General features: G+C 73.8%; 19 protein-coding genes. 8 read left to right on the top strand and 11 right to left on the bottom strand.

All coding sequences use genetic code 11. The features are described from left to right. Positions 1-5: 5 nt before the first annotated feature. From HC251_RS02045 to HC251_RS02055, 3 genes are all read left to right on the top strand, one after another. Positions 6-1,556, top strand: a complete 1,551-nt coding sequence (locus HC251_RS02045) for a TerD family protein (RefSeq protein WP_219943662.1) — start codon at positions 6-8, stop codon at positions 1,554-1,556. Positions 1,557-1,643: 87 nt separating this feature from the next. Then, complete coding sequence (locus HC251_RS02050; RefSeq protein WP_219943663.1) at positions 1,644-2,165, top strand: RNA polymerase sigma factor; 522 nt, start codon at positions 1,644-1,646, stop codon at positions 2,163-2,165. Then, positions 2,162-3,805, top strand: coding sequence for a hypothetical protein (locus HC251_RS02055; RefSeq protein ID WP_219943664.1), 1,644 nt, complete (start codon positions 2,162-2,164; stop codon positions 3,803-3,805). The genes HC251_RS02050 and HC251_RS02055 overlap by 4 nt, the downstream gene beginning before the upstream one ends. Before the next feature lie 49 nt (positions 3,806-3,854). On the opposite strand, the gene HC251_RS02060 is transcribed toward HC251_RS02055, so the two are convergent. The 4 genes from HC251_RS02060 to HC251_RS02075 form a co-directional block, all read right to left on the bottom strand. After that, the gene (locus HC251_RS02060; protein ID WP_219943665.1) at positions 3,855-4,865 is read right to left on the bottom strand and encodes an AIM24 family protein; all 1,011 of its coding nucleotides are present in this window, start codon (positions 4,863-4,865) and stop codon (positions 3,855-3,857) included. Positions 4,866-4,911: 46 nt separating this feature from the next. Beyond that, positions 4,912-5,595 carry an AIM24 family protein gene (locus HC251_RS02065; protein WP_219943666.1) on the bottom strand — a complete coding sequence of 228 codons (684 nt, stop codon included), beginning with the start codon at positions 5,593-5,595 and terminating at the stop codon, positions 4,912-4,914. Positions 5,596-5,611: 16 nt separating this feature from the next. Further along, positions 5,612-7,090 (bottom strand): TerD family protein, encoded by a 1,479-nt coding sequence (locus HC251_RS02070; RefSeq protein ID WP_219943667.1) that lies wholly within the window; start codon positions 7,088-7,090, stop codon positions 5,612-5,614. A 163-nt stretch (positions 7,091-7,253) separates the two neighbouring features. Continuing rightward, complete coding sequence (locus HC251_RS02075; RefSeq protein ID WP_219943668.1) at positions 7,254-8,798, bottom strand: carotenoid oxygenase family protein; 1,545 nt, start codon at positions 8,796-8,798, stop codon at positions 7,254-7,256. Between the two features lie 145 nt (positions 8,799-8,943). Here HC251_RS02075 and HC251_RS02080 point away from each other — a divergent pair, with 145 nt between their 5' ends. Next, complete coding sequence (locus tag HC251_RS02080; RefSeq protein WP_219943669.1) at positions 8,944-9,867, top strand: NAD(P)/FAD-dependent oxidoreductase; 924 nt, start codon at positions 8,944-8,946, stop codon at positions 9,865-9,867. Between the two features lie 62 nt (positions 9,868-9,929). On the opposite strand, the gene HC251_RS02085 is transcribed toward HC251_RS02080, so the two are convergent. After that, positions 9,930-12,113: a glycoside hydrolase family 2 protein gene (locus HC251_RS02085; RefSeq protein WP_219943670.1), complete on the bottom strand. Its 2,184-nt coding sequence runs from the start codon at positions 12,111-12,113 to the stop codon at positions 9,930-9,932. A 148-nt stretch (positions 12,114-12,261) separates the two neighbouring features. Between HC251_RS02085 and HC251_RS02090 the strand changes: the two genes are divergently transcribed. After that, positions 12,262-13,665 (top strand): sigma 54-interacting transcriptional regulator, encoded by a 1,404-nt coding sequence (locus tag HC251_RS02090; RefSeq protein ID WP_219943671.1) that lies wholly within the window; start codon positions 12,262-12,264, stop codon positions 13,663-13,665. 55 nt (positions 13,666-13,720) lie between these two features. Here the strand turns inward: HC251_RS02090 and HC251_RS02095 are convergent, their stop codons facing one another. Next, entirely contained in the window at positions 13,721-14,944 is a 1,224-nt protein-coding gene (locus tag HC251_RS02095; protein ID WP_219943672.1) for a hypothetical protein, read from the bottom strand. A gap of 112 nt (positions 14,945-15,056) precedes the next feature. Here HC251_RS02095 and HC251_RS02100 point away from each other — a divergent pair, with 112 nt between their 5' ends. Together HC251_RS02100 and HC251_RS02105 are read left to right on the top strand one after the other, a co-directional pair. Beyond that, positions 15,057-17,063: a VWA domain-containing protein gene (locus HC251_RS02100; protein ID WP_219943673.1), complete on the top strand. Its 2,007-nt coding sequence runs from the start codon at positions 15,057-15,059 to the stop codon at positions 17,061-17,063. A gap of 379 nt (positions 17,064-17,442) precedes the next feature. Further along, positions 17,443-18,621 carry an HNH endonuclease signature motif containing protein gene (locus HC251_RS02105; RefSeq protein WP_219943674.1) on the top strand — a complete coding sequence of 393 codons (1,179 nt, stop codon included), beginning with the start codon at positions 17,443-17,445 and terminating at the stop codon, positions 18,619-18,621. Positions 18,622-18,708: 87 nt separating this feature from the next. Here HC251_RS02105 and HC251_RS02110 read toward each other — a convergent pair whose 3' ends face one another. The 5 genes from HC251_RS02110 to HC251_RS02130 all read right to left on the bottom strand — a co-directional run bounded on the left by HC251_RS02110 (position 18,709) and on the right by HC251_RS02130 (position 22,013). After that, complete coding sequence (locus HC251_RS02110; protein WP_304608301.1) at positions 18,709-19,287, bottom strand: DNA-3-methyladenine glycosylase I; 579 nt, start codon at positions 19,285-19,287, stop codon at positions 18,709-18,711. Continuing rightward, a complete protein-coding gene (locus tag HC251_RS02115) occupies positions 19,280-19,801 on the bottom strand; it encodes an O-acetyl-ADP-ribose deacetylase (protein WP_255566569.1) in 522 nt (173 codons plus the stop codon). The genes HC251_RS02110 and HC251_RS02115 overlap by 8 nt, the downstream gene beginning before the upstream one ends. Further along, positions 19,798-20,793 (bottom strand): alpha/beta fold hydrolase, encoded by a 996-nt coding sequence (locus HC251_RS02120; protein WP_219943675.1) that lies wholly within the window; start codon positions 20,791-20,793, stop codon positions 19,798-19,800. The genes HC251_RS02115 and HC251_RS02120 overlap by 4 nt, the downstream gene beginning before the upstream one ends. Before the next feature lie 30 nt (positions 20,794-20,823). Continuing rightward, positions 20,824-21,111 carry a WhiB family transcriptional regulator gene (locus HC251_RS02125; protein WP_219943676.1) on the bottom strand — a complete coding sequence of 96 codons (288 nt, stop codon included), beginning with the start codon at positions 21,109-21,111 and terminating at the stop codon, positions 20,824-20,826. A gap of 113 nt (positions 21,112-21,224) precedes the next feature. Then, the gene (locus HC251_RS02130; protein WP_219943677.1) at positions 21,225-22,013 is read right to left on the bottom strand and encodes a hypothetical protein; all 789 of its coding nucleotides are present in this window, start codon (positions 22,011-22,013) and stop codon (positions 21,225-21,227) included. A gap of 66 nt (positions 22,014-22,079) precedes the next feature. On the opposite strand from HC251_RS02130, the gene tatA reads away from it, so the two are divergent. After that, a complete protein-coding gene (gene tatA / locus HC251_RS02135) occupies positions 22,080-22,352 on the top strand; it encodes a twin-arginine translocase TatA/TatE family subunit (protein ID WP_219943678.1) in 273 nt (90 codons plus the stop codon). The last annotated feature ends 36 nt before the right edge of the window (positions 22,353-22,388 follow it).

The following is a 22,388-nucleotide window of genomic DNA, read 5'->3' on the forward strand; positions in this document are numbered from 1 at the left end:
CACCCGTGGCCCTGACCCGCGGCCAGCGCCTCCGGGTCACGGACCTCGGCGTCTCCGACGACCTCGTCCTCGGCCTCGGGGTCCGTCCGGCGGGCTTCGAGGTCGTGGTCGCCGGGCTCGAGGAGGACGAGACCCTCGTCGATCGCGGGTTCCTCCTGTCGCGCCATCAACCCACGTCGTTCAGCGGCAGCGTGGCCATCGGCCCCGGTTCCGGCGGCGACACCGTCGCCGTGACCGTCCAGCTGGCCCGGGTGCCGTCGTCGGTCCAGACCCTGCGGATCGCCCTGATCGGCGATGCCCGGCTGTCGGCGGCCGACCTCGAGGAGGCGTGGCTGCGGGTCCTGGCCGACGGGCACGAGACGGCCCGGTGGTCGTTCACAGGCGCCGAGCTGTCAGGCGAGCGGGCCATCATCGTGGCCGACCTCTACCGCCGCGACGGGTGGCGGATGGTGCTCCACGGCACCGGGTACCGGGCCGGGCTGCGGGCGTTCCTCGAGCGGATCGATGGCGGCACGCGCCTCCCCGGGGCGCCCGAGCCGGCCCCGCCGCAGCCGGCGACGCCACCCGTGCCACCGCCGGCGGCACCTGCCCGGGGGGCGGCGCCCTTCCCCCCACCACCCGGCGTCCCCGCCCCGCCGCCCCCTCCGCCGGCGCCCGGACCCCCACCGCGCCCGGCGCCGCCGCCGGCCGCCGGTGCCCCGGGGAGCGCTCCGGGATGGGCGCCGACACCCGGGACTCCGCCCCGCCCCGACCTGCGCTCCGCCCGTCGGCGCCCCCTGCGCACCGGGCTCACCTGGCGCGAGCGGATCTTCAGCGTGCCCGTGGCCAGGGCCCTCGCCTCGCCGTCAGGTCTGGGCCTGGCCGCCGGCGGTGCCGTGGCGGGCGGTGTCGGCGCGGTGGTGACGAGCGTGCCGGTCGTCCTGGGCGCCGCCGGCCTGGGCGGGCTGGCGTGGCTGGGGCGCGGCGCCGTGGCCATCCCCCGCAGGCGGGGCGAGAAGATCGACCCCTTCGCCCTGCGCGAGCCCTGGCGCAGCTTCGTGCGCGACGCCAGGGAGGCCCACGAGACCTTCCAGCGGTTGGTCGAGCGGACGCCGGAGGGACCTCTGCGCGACCGGCTGGCCGAGATCGGCGGGCGCCTCGAGGACGGCCTCCACGAGTCCTGGCGGATCGCCTCGCGGGGCGAGTCGCTCGTCGAGGCCCGTCTCGCCATCGACGATCCCGCCGTGCGGGCCGAGCTGGCCTCCCTCCACACCGCCGGCCGCACCCACGACGACACGTCGCGGGCCCGGTTGGCCGAGGCGCTGCAGAGCCAGATCGACGCCGCCGACCGCCTCGACCGCATCATCGACGAGACCTACGACCAGCTCCGTCTGATGGACGCCCGCATGGACAACGCCGTGGCCCGGGCCCTGGAGATCTCCGTCAGCGCGACCGACCAGGCCGCCTACGGCCGCCTCGGCGTCGAGGTCGACGGCCTGGTCGACGACCTCGAGGCCCTCCGCCAGGGCCTCGAGGAGGTGCGGGGCGCCCAACCCGGCTCCTCCCAGCCCGGCTGACGACGGATGGGGTCAGACCCCATCCGTCGGACGGGCCGGGTACGCACATCGGGGGCCTCGTGCGAGTGAGTGGTCGTGGAGGCGCCGATGACGACCGATGACGTCACCCGGTCGGAGTTCGACGAGCTGTACCGGACCGACTGGCACGCGGTGGTGGCCCTGGGCTGGACGCTGAGCGGCTCCCGGGCGACGGGCGAGGAGCTGGCCCAGGACGCCTTCCTCGACGCCTACCGCCGGTGGGACGACGTGGGCGCGCTCGACAGGCCCGGGGCGTGGGTCCGGCGGGCCGTCGCCAACCGGGCCGTGTCGCACCGCCGCCACCTCCAGGTGGTCGCCGCCGGTTCGGCCCGCTTGGAGACCGCGGCCCGCGTGGCCCAAGGCGCGGCCGACGCACCCCCCGACACCGATCCCGACTTCTGGGCCGCCGTCCGGGCACTGCCCGAGCGCCAGGCCCAGGTGATCGCCCTCCACTACCTGGAGGACATGGACGTCGCCGCCATCGCCGCCCTGCTCGACGTGCGGGGCTCGACCGTCCGGGTCCACCTCTCCCGGGGCCGCCGCACGCTGGCCCGCACCCTGACCGCCCCCACCCCCGAGGAGGACGCGTGAGCGACGATCGCACCCACGCCGACCTCGATGCCCGCGGCCGCGCCGCCGCCGCCGGCGTCCGCGCCGCCGTGACCGACCGGCCCGTCCCGGCGTTCGCCCCCGACGTCGTCCGCATCGACGTCGACGCCCGCCCCGACCGGACTCGGCGCCCCCGGTCCGTCGTCGGCCTGGTGGCGGCGGCCGTCGCCGCGGTGGTGCTCGTGGCCGGCGCCGTCGCCCTGGTGTCCTCGGGCGACGACGACAGCGCCCCCGCCGACCGGGTCGTCCCGGGCGCCACCTCTCGGTTCCGCCTGGGCGCCGGGCCCGAGGGCTACGACCTGGCCGGCGTGCAGGAGGGGCCCATCGACGCCCCCGGGACCGACCTCGGCACGGCGGCGGTCTACGGGGCCGACCCGGCGACGCCGACCCTGGCGGTCGCCGCCCTGCCCGTCGCCGACATGGCCGGGTGCGACCTCCTCGACGCCCCGGACGACTGCGTGCCCCAACCCGAGACGGCGTCGACCGCCGCCGAGGGCCTGCGGTCGATCGACATCGGCGGCCGACCGGCCTGGGACGCGTCGGAGCGGTTCGGCGGGCACGGGGTCATGGTCGAGGTCGACGACCGGATCGTGGTCGTGGTGGGCGAGCCGGCGGGCGCCGCCGCCGTCCGGACCGCCGCCGCTGCGGTCGAGATCGGCCCGGACGGGGCCGCCATCCCCGCCGCGGCTCTCCCCGCGGGGACCGAGCCGTTGGGGAGCGCCCCCCTGCTGGCGGTCCTCGGCCCCCGTGCCGGCGCCATCGGGTTCTCCGCCACCGTGGAGCCGGCGACGACCTGGTCGGTCTGGTACCAGACGGGGGTCGGTGGCGGTGTGGAGGGAGCGGTGGCGGTCGTGGTCCGGACCGGTGGCCCGCTGGAGACGGCGCTCCCCACCCTGGTGGCCGCCGACGCCCAGCAGGTCACCGTGCGCGGGCACGACGCCGTGCTGACCCGCGCCGACCTTTTCCAGCAGGTGCCGCCGATCAGCTGGTGGTCCCTCCGGTGGGAGGAGCAGCCCGGCGAGGTCGTCGAGGTCGTCGAGGTCGTCGCCACCGCGTCGGATCCGGCCCGGGACGGCCAGGACCTCGTCGCCTGGGCCGAGGACCTCGTCCCCGTGGCTCCCGACGAGCTGGACGACCTCCGTCGGCAGGTGGCGGAGCGAGGCGTGGACGCACCCGGTGTCACCGTCCTGGCCCGGGGGACCGCGACCGACAGGACGCCGTGGACCCTCGTCCACGACGCCGACGGCAGCGAGGTCGGCCTCACCTCTGGCGTGGACCTGCGTCTCGGAGCGACGGTCGGGCGGTCCTCGTCGACCTCCGGTGGGTCGAGCGACGGGCCTGAGGGATCGCCGGTCGGCGCCCCCCTGCGCGACGAGTGGGCCATCGTCGAGACCGACGAGACGGCCTGGGCCTTCGGGCCGGCCGGTCCCGAGGTGGCGGAGGTGGAGGTGCGCGACCCCGCGGGAGACCTCATCGCCCGGGGCGAGGTCCACGAGGCCGCCGGCATCCGGGCCTGGCTCGCCGAGCTGCCCACCGGCCTGATCGACGCCGGTCGGTCCGACGAGGTCGTGTTCGTGGCCCTCGACGCCGACGGCGCCGAGGTCGACCGGGTGGCGGGCTGACGACGGGTCGGTGAGACCCGACACATGGGGTCTGACCCCATCCGTCGGGCTAGCGGCCGCCGAAGGGGTTGTTGCCGGCGAAGCCGGAGCCGAAGAGGTCGCCCAGGCTCTGGGGGACGCCCTGGGCGTTGGTGGCCACGGCGTTGAACGGCGGCAGCATCTCGGCCGGCTGGACGATGACCTGGCCCTCGCCGGTGAAGTTCATCTGCCAGCTCTCACCGGTGTTGGCCCGCATCGAGGTGACCGACGAGCTGGTGACGGCGGCCTGCATGCTCACCGCCAGCGACGAGCTCCAGCCGAGGACGGCGTCGGCGTCGGCGAAGTAGTAGTTCGACGGATCGACGTTCATCACCAGCGGGGCGCCCTGGGAGCAGCAGACGAAGTGGCCGTTGCCGGTCAGCTCGATGTTGAAGGCGTCCATGCCGCCGATCTGCTGGCCGGTGTCGACCCGGACGACGTCCCACCGCAGCCCGGGGCTGAAGGCGAGGAGGTTGTCCTTGTCGATGGTGAAGCTGTCGCCCTTGAGCTCGAGGATGAACAGGTCCTGGGCCTGGTTGGCGAAGTAGACGGTGCCGGCGCCGGAGACCTTCATCAGCGGGAGGACCTGGCGGGTCATCCGCGAGGTCTGCTGCTGGGCCCACGAGCGGGAGTTGCCGTCGAAGGTGACGCCGCCCTGGTAGGCGATCATCGAGCCCGACTTGGCGAACAGCTCCTTCATCCCCGACGACTGGCCGAGGGTGACCTTGAGCATCTTCCCGTTCTGGAGGGCGAAGGCCTCGTTCGACTCGACCGGGGTGTTGCTGAACAGCGTGTCGCGGCCGAACCCGTCGGCCCCGGGGGCTCCGTAGATGTTGCCCATGCCGGGCGGCTGGCCGTAGCCGGGCGCCCCGGGCTGGGGTGGGTAGCCGCCGGGCTGGGGCGGGTAGCCCCCGGGCTGGGGCGGGTACCCACCGGGCTGGGGTGGGTAGCCGCCCGGCTGCGGCGGGTAGCCCCCGGGGGGGCCGGGCTGGGGCGGGTAGCCGCCCTGCGGGGGGTAGCCGCCTTGGGGGGGATAGCCCATGGGTCTCTCCTCAATGCCTTCCTGGTCGGCCTCGCGGGGCTCGGCCTCAACCTCTCACGGAGAACTTGGACGACGCGTCCTCGGCCGGCTGGACCACCACGAAGCCCTGGCCCTGGAAGCCGAGCTGGAAGGCCTCGCCGGATCCCCGGCCGGGGATGAGGCTGCTGAACTTGGCGGTGCGCCGGGGGGTGATCTGGAGCCCCTCGGTGTAGGCGACGAGGGCATCGGTGTCGACGAAGGTCGGCGCCTCGCGAGTGTCGAGCACGGCGGGCGTGCCCCGGCTGGTCAGCGCCACCCAGCCCTGGCCGCGCAGCACCACGTTGAACATGCCCATCCCGGAGAAGGCCATCTTCACGTCCTTCACCCGCTCGATGCCCCACTGGAGGGTGTTCTCGAAGGCGAGGATGTTGGGGCCGTTGACCGAGAGGGCCTCGTTGGCCAGCTGCATCACCACGACGTCGGCGCCGTAGTCGGCGAGGTACAGCTCGCCCTGGCCGGTGGCCTGCATCAGCTGGACACCCTCGCCCGTGGCCCACGACTTGATGAGGTTGCCCATCGCCGGCGGGTTGGGGTTGAAGTCGATCAGCCCCTTGTAGGCGACCATCGAGCCGGCCTTGGCCATGATGTCGACCCCCGGCTGCATGATGACCTTGGCCATCTTCGAGCCGTGGTTCGACATCCGATCGCCGATCGGCGTCGGCTGGTACTGCTGGGTGAGAAAGCCTTCCATCGTCCCTCCTCTGGCCTCAGACCTCGTAGGGCTGGACGACCACGAAGGCCTCGCCCATCCCCATGAAGTCGAGGCATCCGGTCTCGGCCGACTGGCCGGCGTACAGGTTGCGCTGGACCCGGACCTGGCTCGACACGCTGACCCGCATGCCGGCCGACCAGGCCACGGTGGCGTTGACGTCGGTCGACGTCGGGCCCTGGACCGGGATCGTCATCGGGGTCCCGTGCGTCATCACCACGATGGTGCCCTGGCCGGACACCTCGATGTGGAAGAAGCCGCCGCCGGGGAGGCCGGCGCTCTCCATCCGCTTGGTCTCGACCGCCAGCGTCGCGTCCATGCACAGGACGTTGTTGGCGTTGATGTTGATCGTGCGGCCGTTGAGCTCGACGATGTGGAGGTCGGTCGAGTCCTCGGCCAGGAAGACCTCGCCCTCGCCCCGGCAGATCATCATGCTCAGGCCCTGGCCGGTCATCTTGTTCTCGAGCATCTTCTTGAGCCCGCCCGAGCCCTTGTGGTCGAACTCGATGTTGCCCTGGTAGGCGACCATCGAGCCCTTGCGGGTGAGCACCTCGGGGCCGAGGGTCACCTTGATCATCTTCGAGCTCTGCTGGGTGTAGCGACCGGTGGTCGGCTTCTCCTTGTACTGCGCCAGGCTGTTCATGGCCCCGGGCGGGGTCGGCTGGTACATCGTCGGCGTGTCGCCGTAGCCCTGGGCCGGCGCCTTCGACAGGTCGATGGTGCCGCCGGGGGCGCCCGTCGGGGCGGCGGCCGCCGGTGCCGCCGGGGCCTGCGGCGGTGGGGCCGGGGCGGGACCGCCGGGGGGAGCACCGAACTGCGGCGCCGGCTGAGGGGCCGGTGCCGGCCCGCCGGGGGGCGGGGCGAAGCCCGGGGCGGGGGCGGGTGCCGGCGCGGGCCCGCCGGGGGGCGGGGCGAAGCCGGTGTTGGCCGGGGGCGCGGCCGGCGCCGGCTCCTCGTCGGCGACCTCGCCGCCGTAGGAGCGGATGAGGTCGGCCAGGCCGCCGTTGAACCCCTGGCCCACGGCGGCGACCCGCCAGACGCTCTTCATGTAGACGTCGCCGATGATGATGGCCCGCTCGCCGGAGAAGTCGGCCCCGGAGAAGGTGAACTTCATGACCTCCTCGCCGCCGACCACGATGCGGAACCAGCCGCTGCTGATCTGGCCGGCGGTGGCGTCGTCGCTGGCGGCGCAGATCGAGAGCTTGCGGATCTTGTCCGGCACCTTGTCGAGGGTGAGCCGGAACGACTCCGTGTCGCCCGACTGGGCCCCGAGGAGCTGGATCGACTCCTCGGGCGACTTGGGCTGGTTGAAGAACACGAAGTAGCTGTCGTCGGACAGCTTGTCGGCCTCGTCGAGGCCGAAGCACGAGATGTCCCACGTCCCCGGACCCTCGATCTTGACGCCGACGTAGAGGTCGGTCCCCGGGGTCAGGTTCGACAGTGGGCTCTTCTGCCCACGAGAGAACTCGGTGGCCATGTGCCCCCACTCCGTCCGGTCGATGAGCGGCCGAAGTTAGCGCAGCCTCGGTGACCAGGGGGCCGGTGCGCGCCGGGGTCCTCCCACCCCCTCGGGGGTCGCCACGGATGGTGCCAGGCACCTTCCGTGGCGCCGCGCCCGGCGCCGCTGATCGAGGATCGCCCTACAGGTCGGACTCCGGGACCCACAGGCCGTGGAACCCGAAGGGCACCCGCACGGGCAGGTGCACCCGAGCCACGGGGCCGGCGGCCACGTCCTGGGCGTCGAGGATGGCGAGGGCCGAGGTGTCGGTGGTGCGGTCGTAGGCGAAGGTCAGCAGCCAGCCCTCGCCCTCGCCCCGCCCGCCGGCGACGAAGAACACCTCGCCGGCCCGCTCGTGGGGGCCCGGGTCCCAGACCTGCTCCCGCCCCGTCCGCATGTCGCGGTGGAGGGTGCCGGCGAACTCGAAGCCGTAGTCGCCGGTGTCGTCGGTGGTGACGTACCAGGCATGGCGGACCTCCGTGCCCGTGTGGCGCCGGTCGATCATCGGCAGGTCCATGTCGACGTCGTTGAGCTGCTCGCGGCGGAGCGTGAGGGCGTCGCCGCCGGTGCCGATGCGCCACTCGTGGAGGCGCGAGGGCACGAGGTCTCCGTCGGGCCCGAAGGCCGAGTCGAGCTGGTTCAGGTGGAGCACCACGTCGTCGCCCTCGCGGTGGGCGTTGGTGCCGTGGAAGACGAAGCTCGGGTCCATGTCGACCCAGCGCATCTGGGAGCCGTCGCCGTCGAGGGGCATGACGCCGACCCGGGTCGGGCCGCCCTCGGGGTCCCACCCGTAGGGGAACCCCGGCACCGAGCCCTCGACGCCGAAGAGCACGGGGCCGATCCAGAAGATGACGTCGCGGTCGGTGACGGCGAAGTCGTGGATCATGGTGGCGACGGGGATGTCGATCGGCGTGCTGTGGACCAGCCGGCCGTCGGCGTCGGCCACGTGGTAGGTGAGCAGCGGATCCATGAACCCGTAGCCGAAGAAGTGCATCCGCCCGGTGGCGGGGTCGATCTTCGGGTGGGCCGTCATCCACGTGTCGAGGCGGCCTCCGAAGTCGTAGGGGCCGACGGTGGTGAGGTCGGCGGTCAACAGCTCGTAGGGGAAGCCGACCTCGCCGAGGGTGAGCAACCGCCCGGCGTGCTGGACGATGGCGACGTTGCTCTGGCTGATGTCGCCCCCGGGGACCCCGGCGTCGGCGAACTCGATGCCCTGGTCGTAGAGCGTCGTGTGCACGTAGCGGTTGCGGTACCAGGTCGCCCGGCCGTCCTCGATCCGCATCCCGTGGACCATGCCGTCGCCCATGAACCAGTGGGGTGAGCGGCCGGTGGTCGAGTTCGACCCGTTGCGGACGTAGAGCCCCGACAGCTCCGACGGGATCGTCCCCGTGACCCGCAGGTCGGTGACGGTGGACTCGTCGGGCACGGGGGCGAAGGCGCCCTGCTCCCAGTACGGGGTGTCGGGGTCGTAGGCGGCGACGCTGGCCGCCGGCCGCGCCGGCCGCGTGGTGGTCGTCGTGCCGCGCCCGTCGCGCCGGTCGTCGTCGCCCCCGCACCCGGCCAGGGCGCCGACGCCGCCGAGGGCGAGGCCGGCCGCCCCCAGCCCCATGGCCCGCAGGACGGCGCGACGCTCGATCGCCACCTCCCGCGCGACCGGGTGGATCGACCCATGCCCCCTGGTGCCCATCGGCGGCACCGTACTCCGACCCCCGCCGCCCGTCCTGGGGACGATCCCGGGCGCCCTGGCGCCCACCCATCGTCCCACCCCGCCCTGCTTGCCGAAGCGGCAACCACCATTGCTGTCTGGTCGGGCGCTCCGTACCGTCGTCGCCATGGACACCGCCGCCACCCCCGCCAGCCCCGCCGACCCCTACGACGTCGTCGTCGTCGGCGGGTCCGTCGCCGGCCTCTCGGCCGCCCTCGTACTGGGCCGGGCCCGCTTCCGGGTCGCCGTGGTCGACGCCGGCCACCCGGTCAACGAGGGCGTGGCCCACTCCCACGGGTTCCTCACCCAGGACGGCACGCCGCCGGCCGACCTGGTGGCGACCGGGCGCGACGAGGTGGCCCGCTACGGGGTCGACCTGGTCGACGACGAGGTCGCCGGGGTGATGCGTCGCGACGACCTCTTCGGCGTGCTCCGCGCCGCCGGCGAACCGCTGCTCGCCCGTCGTCTGGTGCTGGCCACCGGCATGCGCATCCCGCTCCCCGACCTGCCCGGGCTGGAGGAGATCTGGGGCGGCGACGCCGCCAACTGCCCCTTCTGCCACGGCTGGGAGGCCCAGGACCGGCCCATCGCCGTCATCGGGGACCCGGCCTTCGTGCCCCACCTCTCCGGGCTCCTCACCCAGTGGAGCGACGACGTGCTGGCCTTCCTGCCCGAGGGGGCCGACGCCGCGGAGATCGAGGCCCTGGGCGCCGCCGTCGAGCGGCGCCCGCCGGTGCGGCTGCTCGTCGAGGGCGGCCACCTGCGCGGCGTCGAGGTCGGCGGCGGCGACGTCATCGCCCGGGAGGCCCTCTTCGTGGCCCGGATGGCCGAGCCCGCCTCGCCCCTCCCGGCCGCCCTCGGCTGCGACGTCGACGACCTCGGCTTCCCCGTCGTCGACGAGCTCGGCCTGACCTCCGTGCCCGGCGTGTGGGCCGTCGGCAACGCCGTGACCATGGGCCGGGGCCTGGTCGAGTCGGCCGCCAGCGGCTCGATGGCCGCCCGTGCCGTCACCTTCGACCTGATCCACGCCCGGGTGCCCGCCCCCACCTGACCCCACCAACCTTGTCCGGAACCTCGCCCATGCGGCGCGATGGCGGACAAGGTTCCGGGGGGTCAGGGGGCGAGGATCTCGCTGGTGTCGGCGTTGGTGGCCAGGACCTCGCCGTCGGCGCCGGTGAGGCTGAGGTCGAGGGTCAGCGGCCCGGGAGCGTCGGGGACGACGAGCTGGATCGTGGTCACCCGCACGCAGGCGTCCGGTCCGACGTCGCCCCGCGCCCGCCACGTGTGCTCCCCGCCCGGCCACGTCGCGGTCACCGTGGCCTCCATGCCCTCCACCGCGGTCCGGAGATCGCTCACCACGTGCACGTCGAGGGCGAGGGCGTCCCCCGGCTCGACGCCGGCCGGCAGCCGGTCGGCGACCACGATCACCGGACGGCACGCCGCCCGCAGCGCCTCCCACGCCGGCTTGGGGATGCGGGCGTGGTCGACCAGGGCGGCGCTCACGGCCGGCTGGGCGTCGGTCATGGTGTGGACGACGACGCCGCCGGTCGGGCGGTACTTGAGCCGGCGGAGCTCCTCCACCTGGCGGCGCACGACGACGGCCTGGTGCGCCTGGGTGGCGGCCTTCCACGTCTCGTAGGTGGCGAAGTCCGCCGGGGGGACGTGGCGCTCGAACAGCCGGCGGGCCAGGCCGTGGCCTCGGACCAGGCGGTCCCAGTCGAGGTCGGGCCAGGCCGCGGCGTCGACGAAGTCGTCGGTCGCGGGCACCGACGCCGGCCCCATGACGGTCACGAAGCGCACGAAGCGGGGGAGCAGGCGGGCGAACCCCGGCAGCTGGCGCTCGTCCCCGTCGCCCCAGCCGAACGAGAGGTGGGAGTCGGTGCCGTCGATCTTGGGCGGGTGGGGGGCCACGCCGGAGTGGGCCACGACGGGGCGGGTGCCGTCCTCGCGCTGGAGGGCCCGCTTGATCGAGCGGTCGAGCACCGAGGCGTTCCACGACGGGACCTGCTGGCGCAGCGCCCGCCGGCCCACCGACGCCGGGACCGGACCGATCTCGGCATCGACCTCGACCGGGAAGGGCTCGTCGTGGCCGCACCAGATGGCCACCGACGGGTGGTGGCCGAGCAGGTCGACGGCCTCGCGGGCCTGGCGCACGGCCTGCTTGCGCAGGGTGCGGGCGTAGCCGCCGTGGAGGGGGAGGTCCTGCCACAGGAGGAGGCCGGCCTCGTCGGCCGCGTCGTAGAGGGCGGGGTGGCCGATGTGGGCGTGGACGCGCAGGAGGTCGAGCCCGGCGTCGACGGCGCGCCGGACGTCGGCCCGCACCTCCTCGTCGGTGGCGGCGGCCAGCGCCGCCCGGGTGGGGAGGTACGTCGCCCCCTTGAGGAAGAGGCGCTCGCCGTTGACCGAGGCCACCCACCCACGCACGTCGACCTGGCGGAACCCCACCCGCCGGGTCCGGCGGTCGCTCACCTCGACGGCGGCGTCCTCGTCGTCGGAGACCGGGATGCCCACCGCCACGTCGACGTCGTGGAGGGGCTGGCCGCCGAGGGCGTGGGGCCACCACAGGTCGGGCTCGGGCACGACGGCGATCCACGTCAGCTGGTTCTCGCCGGCGGCGAGGGTGTGGCGCTCCACGACCTCCACGCCCGCCACCGTGGTCCGGACCTCGGCGGTCGTCGGGCTGCACGCGTCGAGCACCGCCCGCACCTGGACGACGCCCTGCTCCTCCGACGCCTCCCGGCACAGCACCCGGAGGTGGCGGATGCGGATCGGCCCGGTGCGCTCGAGCCGGACCGGGCGCCAGATGCCGCCGGGGTTGGCGGCCGGGTCGATGGCGTCGGAGTGCTGGAAGCTGCCGGTCAGGTTGCGCTTGGCGGCCAGGTTCGACGGCCGGGAGCACGCCAGCTCGACCCCGAGCACGTGGTCGGTCCGCTCGGCCAGGGCCTCGGTCACCTCGAAGGCGTGGGGGAAGAAGTAGCCCTCGGTGTCACCCACGTAGGCGCCGTCGAGCCAGACGTCGCCCTGGTAGAAGCAGCCGTCGAGGACCAGCCACCAGCGGTCCTCCCCGGTGGGCCGGTCGTGGGTGAACCGCCGCCGGTGGAGGAGCGGACCGTCGGTGGCGGCGAAGGCCGGCGTCGACCGCCAGTGCCCGGGGACCTCGATGGCCTCCCAGCGGTCGTCGTCGCCGACGTCGTCGAGCCAGGTGCGGCGCAGGTCGTCGTCGGCGACGAGCGCCTGCCACCGTCCGGAGAGGTCGGTGCCGGCGGGTGCCGGGTCGGACGTGTTCGCGATCGACATGTCCTCGGCTTCGCCTCGGAGGTAGGGCACTGGGCTGGCTGGGTCGCCTCGCCGGGCGGCTCGGCTCCATGGAGGCGAGACGCTACCCCTCGGCCCGACCGTCACTCCCGGGGCCCGACCGGGGCGGACGCTCGGTAGGTTGGCCCCCATGTCGAACCGCCCTGCCACCCTCGGCCAGCTGCGAGCGTCGGGCTGGCGCTCGGTGCCCGTGAAGCAGGAGATCCAGCGCAACGCCCTGGCCAAGGTCCGGGCCGGCGAGCCGCTCGTCGACGGGGTGATGGGCTACGAGGACACCGTCCTCCCCCAGCTCGAGAACGCCGTCCTGGCCGGGCACGACATCGTGTTCCTGGGCGAGCGGGGCCAGGCCAAGACCCGGATGATCCGCTCCCTCACCGGGCTGCTCGACGAGTGGCTGCCGATCGTCGCCGGGTCCGAGATCCTCGACGACCCCTACGCCCCCGTGTCCCGCCCCGCCCGTGACCTCCTCGAGCACAAGGGCGAGGACACGCCGATCGAGTGGGTGCACCGCGACGACCGCTTCGGCGAGAAGCTGGCCACGCCGGACACCTCGATCGCCGACCTCATCGGCGAGGTCGACCCCATCAAGGTCGCCGAGGGCCGCTACCTGGCCGACGAGCTCACGCTCCACTACGGCCTCGTGCCCCGCACCAACCGCGGCATCTTCGCCATCAACGAGCTGCCCGACCTGTCCGAGCGCATCCAGGTCGGCCTGTTGAACGTGCTCGAGGAGCGCGACATCCAGATCCGGGGCTACAAGGTCCGGCTCCCGCTCGACGTGCTGCTCGTCGCCTCGGCCAACCCCGAGGACTACACCAACCGGGGCCGCATCATCACCCCGCTCAAGGACCGCTTCGGCGCCCAGATCCGCACCCACTACCCGCTCGAGGTCGACACCGAGGTCGCCATCGCCAAGCAGGAGGCCCGGCCCTTCGAGGTCGAGGGGGTCGACGTGCGCATCCCCGAGTGGATGGACGAGATCGTCGCCACCTTCAGCCACCTGGCCCGCGGGTCGAGCAACATCAGCCAGCGCTCGGGCGTGTCGGTCCGCCTCACCGTGTCGAACCGGGAGACCATGGTGGCCAACGCCGTGCGCCGGTCGCTGCGGCTGGGCGAGGACGTCGTCGCCCCGCGCATCAGCGACCTCGACGCCCTGGCCTCGTCGACGATGGGCAAGGTCGAGGTCGAGTCGTTCGAGGAGGGCCGCGAGGGCGACATCATCGGCAAGCTCCTCAGCCAGGCGGTGCTCACCGTCTTCCGCGACCGCATCGGCACCGGCGTGGCCGGCCCCGTCGTCGACAGCTTCGACGACGGCGAGGTCATCCACACCGGCGAGGACGTCCGCGTCGCCGACTACGCCGCTCGCCTCGACGAGCGCCCCGGCCTGGCCGAGATCGTCGACGAGCTGGCCGGCGAGTCGGCCACCCCGGCCGAGCGGGCCAGCGCCGCCGAGCTCGTGCTCGAGGGCCTCCACCTCTCCAAGCGCCTCAACAAGGACGCCGTCGGCGCCCGCGCCACCTACCGAGGTCGCTGACGTCGAGCTCGTCACGGCGGTGCACCGCTGCGGTGCACGTCCGTGCTGAGAACGGTCAGCCTGAGGCCCAGGGCTTGGAGCAGTCCCAGACGGCCTGGAGGCGGTCGACGCCCGGGCCCTCCCAGGCGTCGGGGTCGTCGGCTCGGCAGCGGACGTCGGTCACGAGGGCGCCCCACGCCGGGTCGAAGGTCAGCTCGCCCCCGGTGGCGGCGTTGGGGTTGTCCGGCTGGACCAGGGTGATGCTCACGACGGCGTAGAGGAGCTGCGCCGCCACGAGGGCGGCGAGCACCCGGGGCCGGTCGCCGAGCGCCCGGGCCAGCAGGAGGGCGAGGCCGACGAGCGTCGGGAGCAGGTGGCCCATCTTCCACGGGAACCGCAGGAACAGCAGCTGGGACGCGACGACGGTGATCAGCCCCAGCCGCACCAGCCAGTCGGCCCGCCACCGCAGCAGCACCCGCCCGAGCGCCGGCAGGGCCAGCACGAGCACGACGGCGGCGAAGGGCCCGACGAAGTAGAGGTCTTTGACGAGGAACCGGCCGACCTGGACGAAGAAGGTCGAGGTGGGCACGTCGTTCTGGGCGAACGCCAGCGACGAGTCGGCGGCCCGGTACGACGGGACGTAGAGCACCAGGCCGACGAGGGCAGCGGTCGCCCCGGCGGCGAGGGCATGGGCCCAGGGGGCGGCCCGATCGGCCGGGTCCCCCGACTGCGGCTCGAGGGCGTGGGCCAGGACGAGCCCGCCCACGAGGAAGGCGGTCGACGATCGGCACCCGACGGCGAGGCCGGCGAGCACCCCGGCGCCCAGGGCGCCGCCCCGCGTCGGCCGGGAGCGGAGCACGAGGGCGGCACCGGCCCACAGGGCCAGGGCCCACAGGAAGTCCACGGTGGAGGTGGCGGCCACGAGGAACCACGGGTTGGCCACCACCACGGCGACGGCCAGCTCCACGCGGCGCACCCCCTCCCGTCGGAGCAGGACGACCAGCACCGCGACCAGGGCGATGGCGGCCGCCAGGGCGCCGAGGTTGGGGCCGACGGTGCCGCCGACCCACTCGAGCACCCCGACCGCGGCCTCGTGGACCGGCGCCCCGGGGGCCCGGCTCGGCATGTAGTCGCCGTCGCGGACGATCGTCCGCCCCGACCGGATCACGGCGCCCACGTCGAGGTCGGTCCCCGGCCCCAGGAACGTCATCGGCACGAGGGCCACCACCACCGCCACCCCGGCCGCCACCCACCGCCGGTCGACGCGAGCGTCGACGGGCGCGGCGGCTTCGGCGGTCACCCGCCCATCCTGTCCGCTGGGGCCGACATCCGATGAAGCGGTCGGAGTGGGGTCGGAGTGGGTCTGACCCACTCCGACCACTCCGCCCGCTGACGGCGGTAGCGTCGGCTCCGTGACCTCACGATTCCGGTACTCGCGGTGGGACGGGACGCAGACCGGGTTCGAGTTCGACGCCGACGACGTCCTCGGCGAGGTCACCGACGACCTGCTCTACCACGGCGACCTGAGCGCGGCCCTCCGCCGGCTGATGCAGCAGGGCTTCACCGACCGCAACGGCGAGGAGGTTCAGGGCGTCCGGGACCTGCTCGAGCGGCTCCGCGAGGCCCGGCGCGAGCGCCTCGAGAGCGCCGACCTCGGCGGGGCCTACGAGGACATCGCCCAGCGGCTGCGCGAGGTCATCGAGCAAGACGCCGAGGCCATCGACGCCTTCGAGCAGGAGGCGCGCGACTCGGGCGACGCCCGCCGCCAGGAGCTCACCGAGCAGGTCGCCCAGCAGCGACGCGACGACCTGGCCGGTCTCCCGCCCGACCTCGCCGGCCAGGTGCGGGCCCTGCAGGAGCACGACTTCACCTCCGACGAGGCCCGCGACGCCTTCGACCAGCTCCTCGACGACCTGCGCAAGGAGATGGTCGAGTCCTGGTTCAAGGGCATGTCCGAGGCCATGGCCGACCCCGACCCCGAGGCCATGGCCCGGGTGAAGGACATGTTCGCCGCCCTCAACGAGATGCTCGAGCAGCGGGCGGCCGGGCGCGAGCCCGACTTCGCCTCGTTCATGGAGCGCTTCGGCGACATGTTCCCGGAGAACCCGACGAACCTCGACGAGCTGCTCGAGGCCATGGCCCGCCGGATGGCGGCCATGCAGTCGATGCTCGCCTCCATGACCCCCGAGCAGCGCAGCCAGCTCCAGCAGCTGTCGGACGCCCTGATGGAGGACATGGACCTCCGGTGGCAGCTCGACCAGCTCGGCGCCAACCTGCGCCAGCTGTTCCCCGACGCCGGGTGGGGGCGTCGCTACGACTTCAGCGGCACCGATCCCCTGAGCTTCGCCGAGGCCGCCGGCCTGATGGACGAGCTGGGCGACCTCGACCAGCTCGAGCAGCTCCTCACCCGGGCGTCGTCACCCGGCGCCCTGGGCGACGTCGACCTCGACCGGGCCCGTCAGCTCCTCGGCGACGAGGCCGCCCAGAGCCTCGAGCGGATGGGCGAGCTGGTGGAGATGCTCACCGAGGCCGGCCTCATCGAGCAGCGCGAGGGGCGCCTGGAGCTGACCCCGAACGGTCTCCGCCGCATCGGCCGCAACGCCCTGCGCGACATCTTCGCCAAGCTCGACCCGACCCGGCTGGGCCGCCACGAGACCGACCGCAACGGCAGCGGGCACGAGCGGGCCGACGAGACCAAGGCCTACGAGTTCGGCGACCCGTTCAACCTCCACATCGAGCGCACGATCCGCAACGCTCTCGGCCGCCAGGGCGGCGGCACGCCGGTGCGCCTCACCCCCGACGACTTCGAGGTCGAGCGGACCGAGCACACGACCCGGGCGTCGACCGTGCTGATGATCGACCTGTCGCTGTCGATGCCCATGCGCGACAACTTCCTGCCGGCCAAGAAGGTCGCCATGGCGCTGCACCACCTGATCACCACCCAGTACCCGCGGGACTTCATCGGACTGGTCGGCTTCAGCGAGGTGGCCCGACCGATCGTCGCCCACGAGCTGCCCGAGGTGTCGTGGGACTTCGTCTACGGCACCAACATGCAGCACGGCTTCATGCTCGCCCGCAAGATGCTCTCGGGCCGGGGCGGCACCAAGCAGATCATCATGGTCACCGACGGCGAGCCGACCGCCCACCTCACCGAGCGGGGCGACCCCGTCTTCCACTACCCCCCGGTCCAGGAGACGATCGACGCCACCCTGACCGAGGTGCTGCGGGCGACGCGCGAGGGCATCCGCATCAACACGTTCATGCTCGACGCCACCCCGTACCTCCAGCGCTTCATCGAGCGCCTCACCGAGCTCAACCGGGGCCGGGCCTTCTTCACCACGCCCGAGACCCTCGGTGACTACGTGCTGGTCGACTTCATCGAGCAGCGCCGCAACATGTCCCGCCGCCGCGCCGGCTGAGCCGCCCCAGGGGGTGCCGGACCGACGGTCGCTTCGTGCCTGCACGCGACCTGCGCGACCATCCTGACGCGACGTCGCGGGCCATCCGGTCGCGGCTGGCGTGGGTCGGTCGTACCGATGGCTCGGACGGTGCTGGTGCTGCGGGTTGGTGGAGTGGCTGTCGGCTCGGTGGGTCGGGACCGAGGGGGTGTCGCTGGCGGGTCTGTGGTGCCGTTCCGGGCGGGGCGCTGTGCGGCTTCCTGAGCGCCTCGACGGCGCCTGCGGTCCACCTGCCCACAACCGAACCGAGCGGCTCACAGAGGCACACAGGGGCCGAGAAACTCCATGATTTCCTGGGTTTCCAGGGTTCGATTCCCGTCTGCCGGGTATCACTGGGGTCATGTTCGAGGCGCTCGCCACCACCATCTCCGACCTGGACATCCCGGTCGATGGCGACGCCCTCGACGAGGCGCTGTTCCTGCGTGATCGCCTCGACGCCAAGCTCTGCGAGGCCGTCTGCCGGTTCGATGACACCAACGAGTGGGACACCGCCGAGGGCTGCGCCTCGATGACCGCCTGGCTCCGCATCAAGGGGCGGATGACCAACAGCGACGCCCAACGGATGGCCACCACCGCCCGCCGTCTCCGCCACCTCCCGGTGCTGCGCGCTGCCTGGGTGTCGGGTGAGGTGTCGGGTGGTCACGTCGCGGCGGTGGTGGCCAACCTCAACGACCGCACCGCCCCGCTGTTCCAGGCCGGCGAGGACGACCTCGTCCCCATGCTGGGCGGCCTGGACGTGGCCGGGGCGGTGGTGGCCATGAAGTCCTGGGCTGCCCACGCCAAGGAGACCCTCGACGACGGCCACGAGGGTGAGCCCGACCCGGACCGCTCCGCGCACCTGTCGCCGACGCTGTCGGGTGGGCGGTTGGACGCGAACCTCGAGCCCGAGGCGTTCCACGCCGCCCAGGCCGCCCTCCGGTTGGCCATGGGCAACAAGACAGACGATGACGAGCGGACACCCGCCCAACGGCGTCACGACGCCCTGGCCGAGATCTTCACCCACTTCCTCGACCACCAGTCCGACCACAAGGGCGGACGGCACCGCCCGCATGTGAACATCACCATCGGCCTCGAGGAGCTCACCACGGGCCGCGGGCAGGGGTGCTTCGACGACGGCACACCGATCACCGCCGACGTCGCCCGGCGGCTGGCGTGTGATGCGAACATCCACCGGGTCATCACCAAGGCGGATGGCACCGTGTTGGACTACGGACGGTCCACGCGGACGATCCCGGCGCCGTTGTTCCAGGCGCTGTGCATCCGGGACAAGGGGTGCCGGTTCCCGGGCTGTGACCGACCAGCGCACCGCACCGACGGGCACCACGTCGCCGAGTGGATCGCCCACCGAGGACCGACGAACCTGCGGAACCTGGTGCTGTTGTGCCGGTACCACCACGGCGTCGTCCACCGCCCCGGTTGGACCATCGAGCTCCAACCCGACGCCACCGTCATCATCACCACCCCCGACGGACGCAAGCGACGATCCCAGCCCGTCGACCGACGGGCCCTCGCCGCCTGACACCCGACACCACCAGGTGAGCCCGCCCCCGGCGGGCTCACCACCGCGCCCGAACACGGAAGGTGGTTGGCGCTGCGGGGGCGGCGATCAGCGCTCGGGGACCCAGCAGCCGTCGATGTGGTCGTCGACGATGCCCATCGCCTGCATGAAGGCGTAGACGGTGGTGGGGCCGACGAAGCGCCAGCCCCGCTTCTTGAGGTCCTTGCTGAGCGCCGTCGACTCGGGGGTGGTGGCCGCCATCTCGGCGAACGACCGCGGGCGGGCACGACCCTCGGGGGCGAACGACCAGAGGTGGGCGTCGAGCGACCCGGCCTCGGCGATGAGCTCCTGGGCCCGGCGGGCGTTGCCGATGGCGGCGGTGATCTTGCCGCGGTGGCGGACGATCGCGGCGTCGCCGAGCAGGCGCTCGACGTCGTCGTCGCCCATCTCGGCCACCACGTCGATGGCGAAGTCGGCGAAGGCCGCCCGGAACGCCGGCCGCTTGCGGAGGATGGTGATCCAGGCCAGCCCGGCCTGGAAGCCCTCGAGGCACAGCTTCTCGAAGAGCCGCTGGTCGTCGTGCACGGGTCGGCCCCACTCGTCGTCGTGGTAGGCGACGTACAGCGGGTCGGTGCCGCACCACCCGCAGCGCGGCCTCCCATCGGCGCCGACGATCAGGTCATCCACGGGGGCCGTCCACGCCGAGCAGGGCCTCGTAGCGGGCGTGGTCGTCGGGCGAGAACGCCACCAGCACGACCCTGTCGACGCCCGTCCCCGGCAGGGCCGACCGGATGGTCTCGACGGCGATCCGGGCGGCCTCGTCCTTGGGGTAGCCGTAGATGCCCGTCGAGATGGCCGGGAAGGCGATGGAGGTGGCGCCGACCCGGTGCGCCTCCTCGAGGCTGCGGCGGTAGGCGGACGCCAGCAGCTCGGCCTCGCCCTGCCCCCCTCCGTGCCAGCGGGGGCCGACGGCGTGCACGACCCAACGGGCCGGGAGGTCGTGCCCGGCGGTGACCTTGGCGTCGCCCGTCGCGCACCCGCCCAGGGCCCGGCACTCCTCCAGCAGCCCCGGCCCCGCCGCCCGGTGGATGGCGCCGTCGACCCCACCGCCCCCGAGGAGCGAGGTGTTGGCCGCGTTGACGACGGCGTCCACGTCGAGGGTCGTGATGTCGGCCCGCACGGTGGCGATCGTCGCCGTCACCGGGACGCGACCGCCTCGGGGGCGACCCGCCGCCCGTACCACTCGTCGATGTGGTCGACGATGGCCTCGGGCTCCTCGATCGGCAGGGTGTGGCCGGCGTCGGCGAACCACTGGATCTCGGCGGTGGGGATGCGCTCGAACATGTGCCGCGAGCACCGCGGCGGCGTGAAGGTGTCGCGCTCGGCGGCGAGGATCAGCGTCGGCGCCCGCACCTTGCGGAGGTGCCCGGCCGAGGAGTGCCGCCGCATGGCGTCGATGAGCCGGATCATCACGGCCATGTCGGCCGCCGCGATGTGCAGGAGGTACGGCGCCATGTCGGTGGGCCGGGCCTTGGGGCCGGTGGCCCGGGCCACCTTGGCCGCCCAGGCCCCGAAGGCGGTCAGCCGGGCCGGCTGCATGGCCAGGCGCAGCAGGGGTGCCGGCGTCGAGGCGGCGGCCAGCTTGGCGAAGGGGAACGCCACGTCGGCCACCGGCAGGCCCCAGAACGTCTTGAGCGGGTTCTCGTAGCTGCCGGCGATCAGCACCAGCCCGGCCACCCGGCCCGGGGCCCGTCGAGCGGCCTCCAACGTCACCTGGACGCCCATCGAGTGGCCCATGAGGACGGCCTCGTCGATCCCGGCGGCGTCGGCCACCTCCCAGAGGTCGTCGGCGATGCGGGCGATGGCGATGTCCTCGGGCCGCAGGTCGCGGGCGCCCCGACCGGGGTGGCGGGGGAGTCCCGACGCCCCGTGGCCGCGGGTGTCCATGAGCAGGACGGGGTGGCCGAGGGCGGTCAGGGCGGGGGCGATGTGGGCCCAGTAGGCGTCGCTGCACGACCACCCGCTGGCGGTCACGACCGGCGTCCGGGGCGCGACCCCGTCGGCGGCCGGCAGCAGCGTCCAGGCCAGGGTGGTGCCGTCGGTGGCGACCGTGCGCCGCGCCTTGGGGAACACGGCGTAGGCGGCGTCGACGCCCTCCGGGGGCAGGAACGGAACCGGCGCGACCTCGTCCACCAGCCCGAACCTAGAGGGAGGGGGGCGGGGTCAGGCGCTGCCGACCGCGGGGATGTCCTCGCCCCGGCGGGCGAGGGCTCGCTGGCGGCGCAGGCGACGCCGCTCGCGCTCGCTCATGCCGCCCCAGATGCCGAACTTCTCGCCGTTCTCGAGGGCGTACTCGAGGCAGTCCTCGCGGACCACGCAGCCGCGGCAGACCTCCTTGGCCTCCCGCGTCGACGCCCCCCGCTCGGGGAAGAAGAGGTCGGGGTCGACGCCCAGGCAGTTGGCGTAGTCCTGCCAACCAGGCTGCTCGGGTGTCTCGCTGGAGATGTGCACGGTGGCCTCCTGTCCCGCGGCATCGGCGACGGCCCAATAGCACACGTGTAGTTACAACGGTGTGATCTTGGTCCCTCCAGCGCCGGAGCGCAAGGGCGGGGGGCGAGATCGGGTCAGGACCGCCGGGCCCGGCGGGCCTCGATCGTCCGTTCGGGTGAGAGGTCGAGCTGGTCCCAGCGGGCCTCGGGGACCCGCTCCAGCGCGGCGCCGGGCACCAGGCCGACCAGCTCGGCCCGCTCCACCGGGGCGAGGACGGCGACCCGGTCCCAGACGTCGGCCGGCCCGACCACCTCGGGGGCGACGAGGTTCATGGACACCTGCACCCGGGTGCCCACGGCCAGGCCCAGGGCCCGCACCTCGGGCGACCGGACCGCCCGGGCCACCCGCCGGGCGACGGCCAGGTCGGTGCCGGGGGCGAGCCACAGGTTGTAGGCGACGAGCACGGGCCGGGCACCCACGGCCACGGCGCCGGCGGTGGGGTGCGGGGTCGGCGGGCCCCACGTCGGGCGCAGGTCGGCGAAGGCCCCCCGCCGGACCTCGGGGAGGGTCCGCTCGGGGCCGTAGGCGAAGCCCGGCAGGGCCAGGTCGTGCGCGGCCCAGGAGCCGAAGGCGTCCCGGGCGGCGACGGCATCGCCGGGCTCGGCCCCGTCGAGGGCGACGAAGGGGACCACGTCGACCACGCCGATGCGGGGGTGCACACCCTGGTGCGACCGCAGGTCCAGGGCGGCGACGGCGGCCGTGGCCACCGCCCGGGGGGCGTCGACGCCGACGAGCGTCAGGACGCTCCGGTTGTGGTCGGCGTCGCGGTGGACGTCCAGCAGGTCGGCCCCGGCGGTGGCGGCGATGGCGGCGACCACCTCCGGGCGGCGCCCCTCGCTGATGTTGACCACGCACTCGAGCACCGGACGAGCATGCCCGAGACGCCCGCCGACCTGTCCCTTCCGGGAGGGCGGCGGTAGGGTGGTTGCATGGCTGGAATCGGTGCCCCCGAGCTGCTCATCGTGCTGGTGGTGATCCTCGTCCTGTTCGGCGGGGCCAAGCTGCCCAAGCTCGCCCGGTCGCTCGGCGAGGCCCGCAAGGAGTTCGAGCAGGCCAACAACGAGGCCGAGCGGGCCCAGCTCAACAGCAGCGCCACCGCCACCCCTCCGGCGCCGTCGGTCGAGTCCCGAGAGGCCGAGCTGGCCCGCCGTGAGGCCGAGCTGGCCCGCCGCGAGGCCGAGGCCCGCCAGCGCGAGTCGTAGTCACTCGTTCGGCCGACCACCAGGTGGTGGCCGGTC

Source organism: Iamia sp. SCSIO 61187 (assembly GCF_019443745.1).
Lineage (GTDB): Bacteria > Actinomycetota > Acidimicrobiia > Acidimicrobiales > Iamiaceae > Iamia.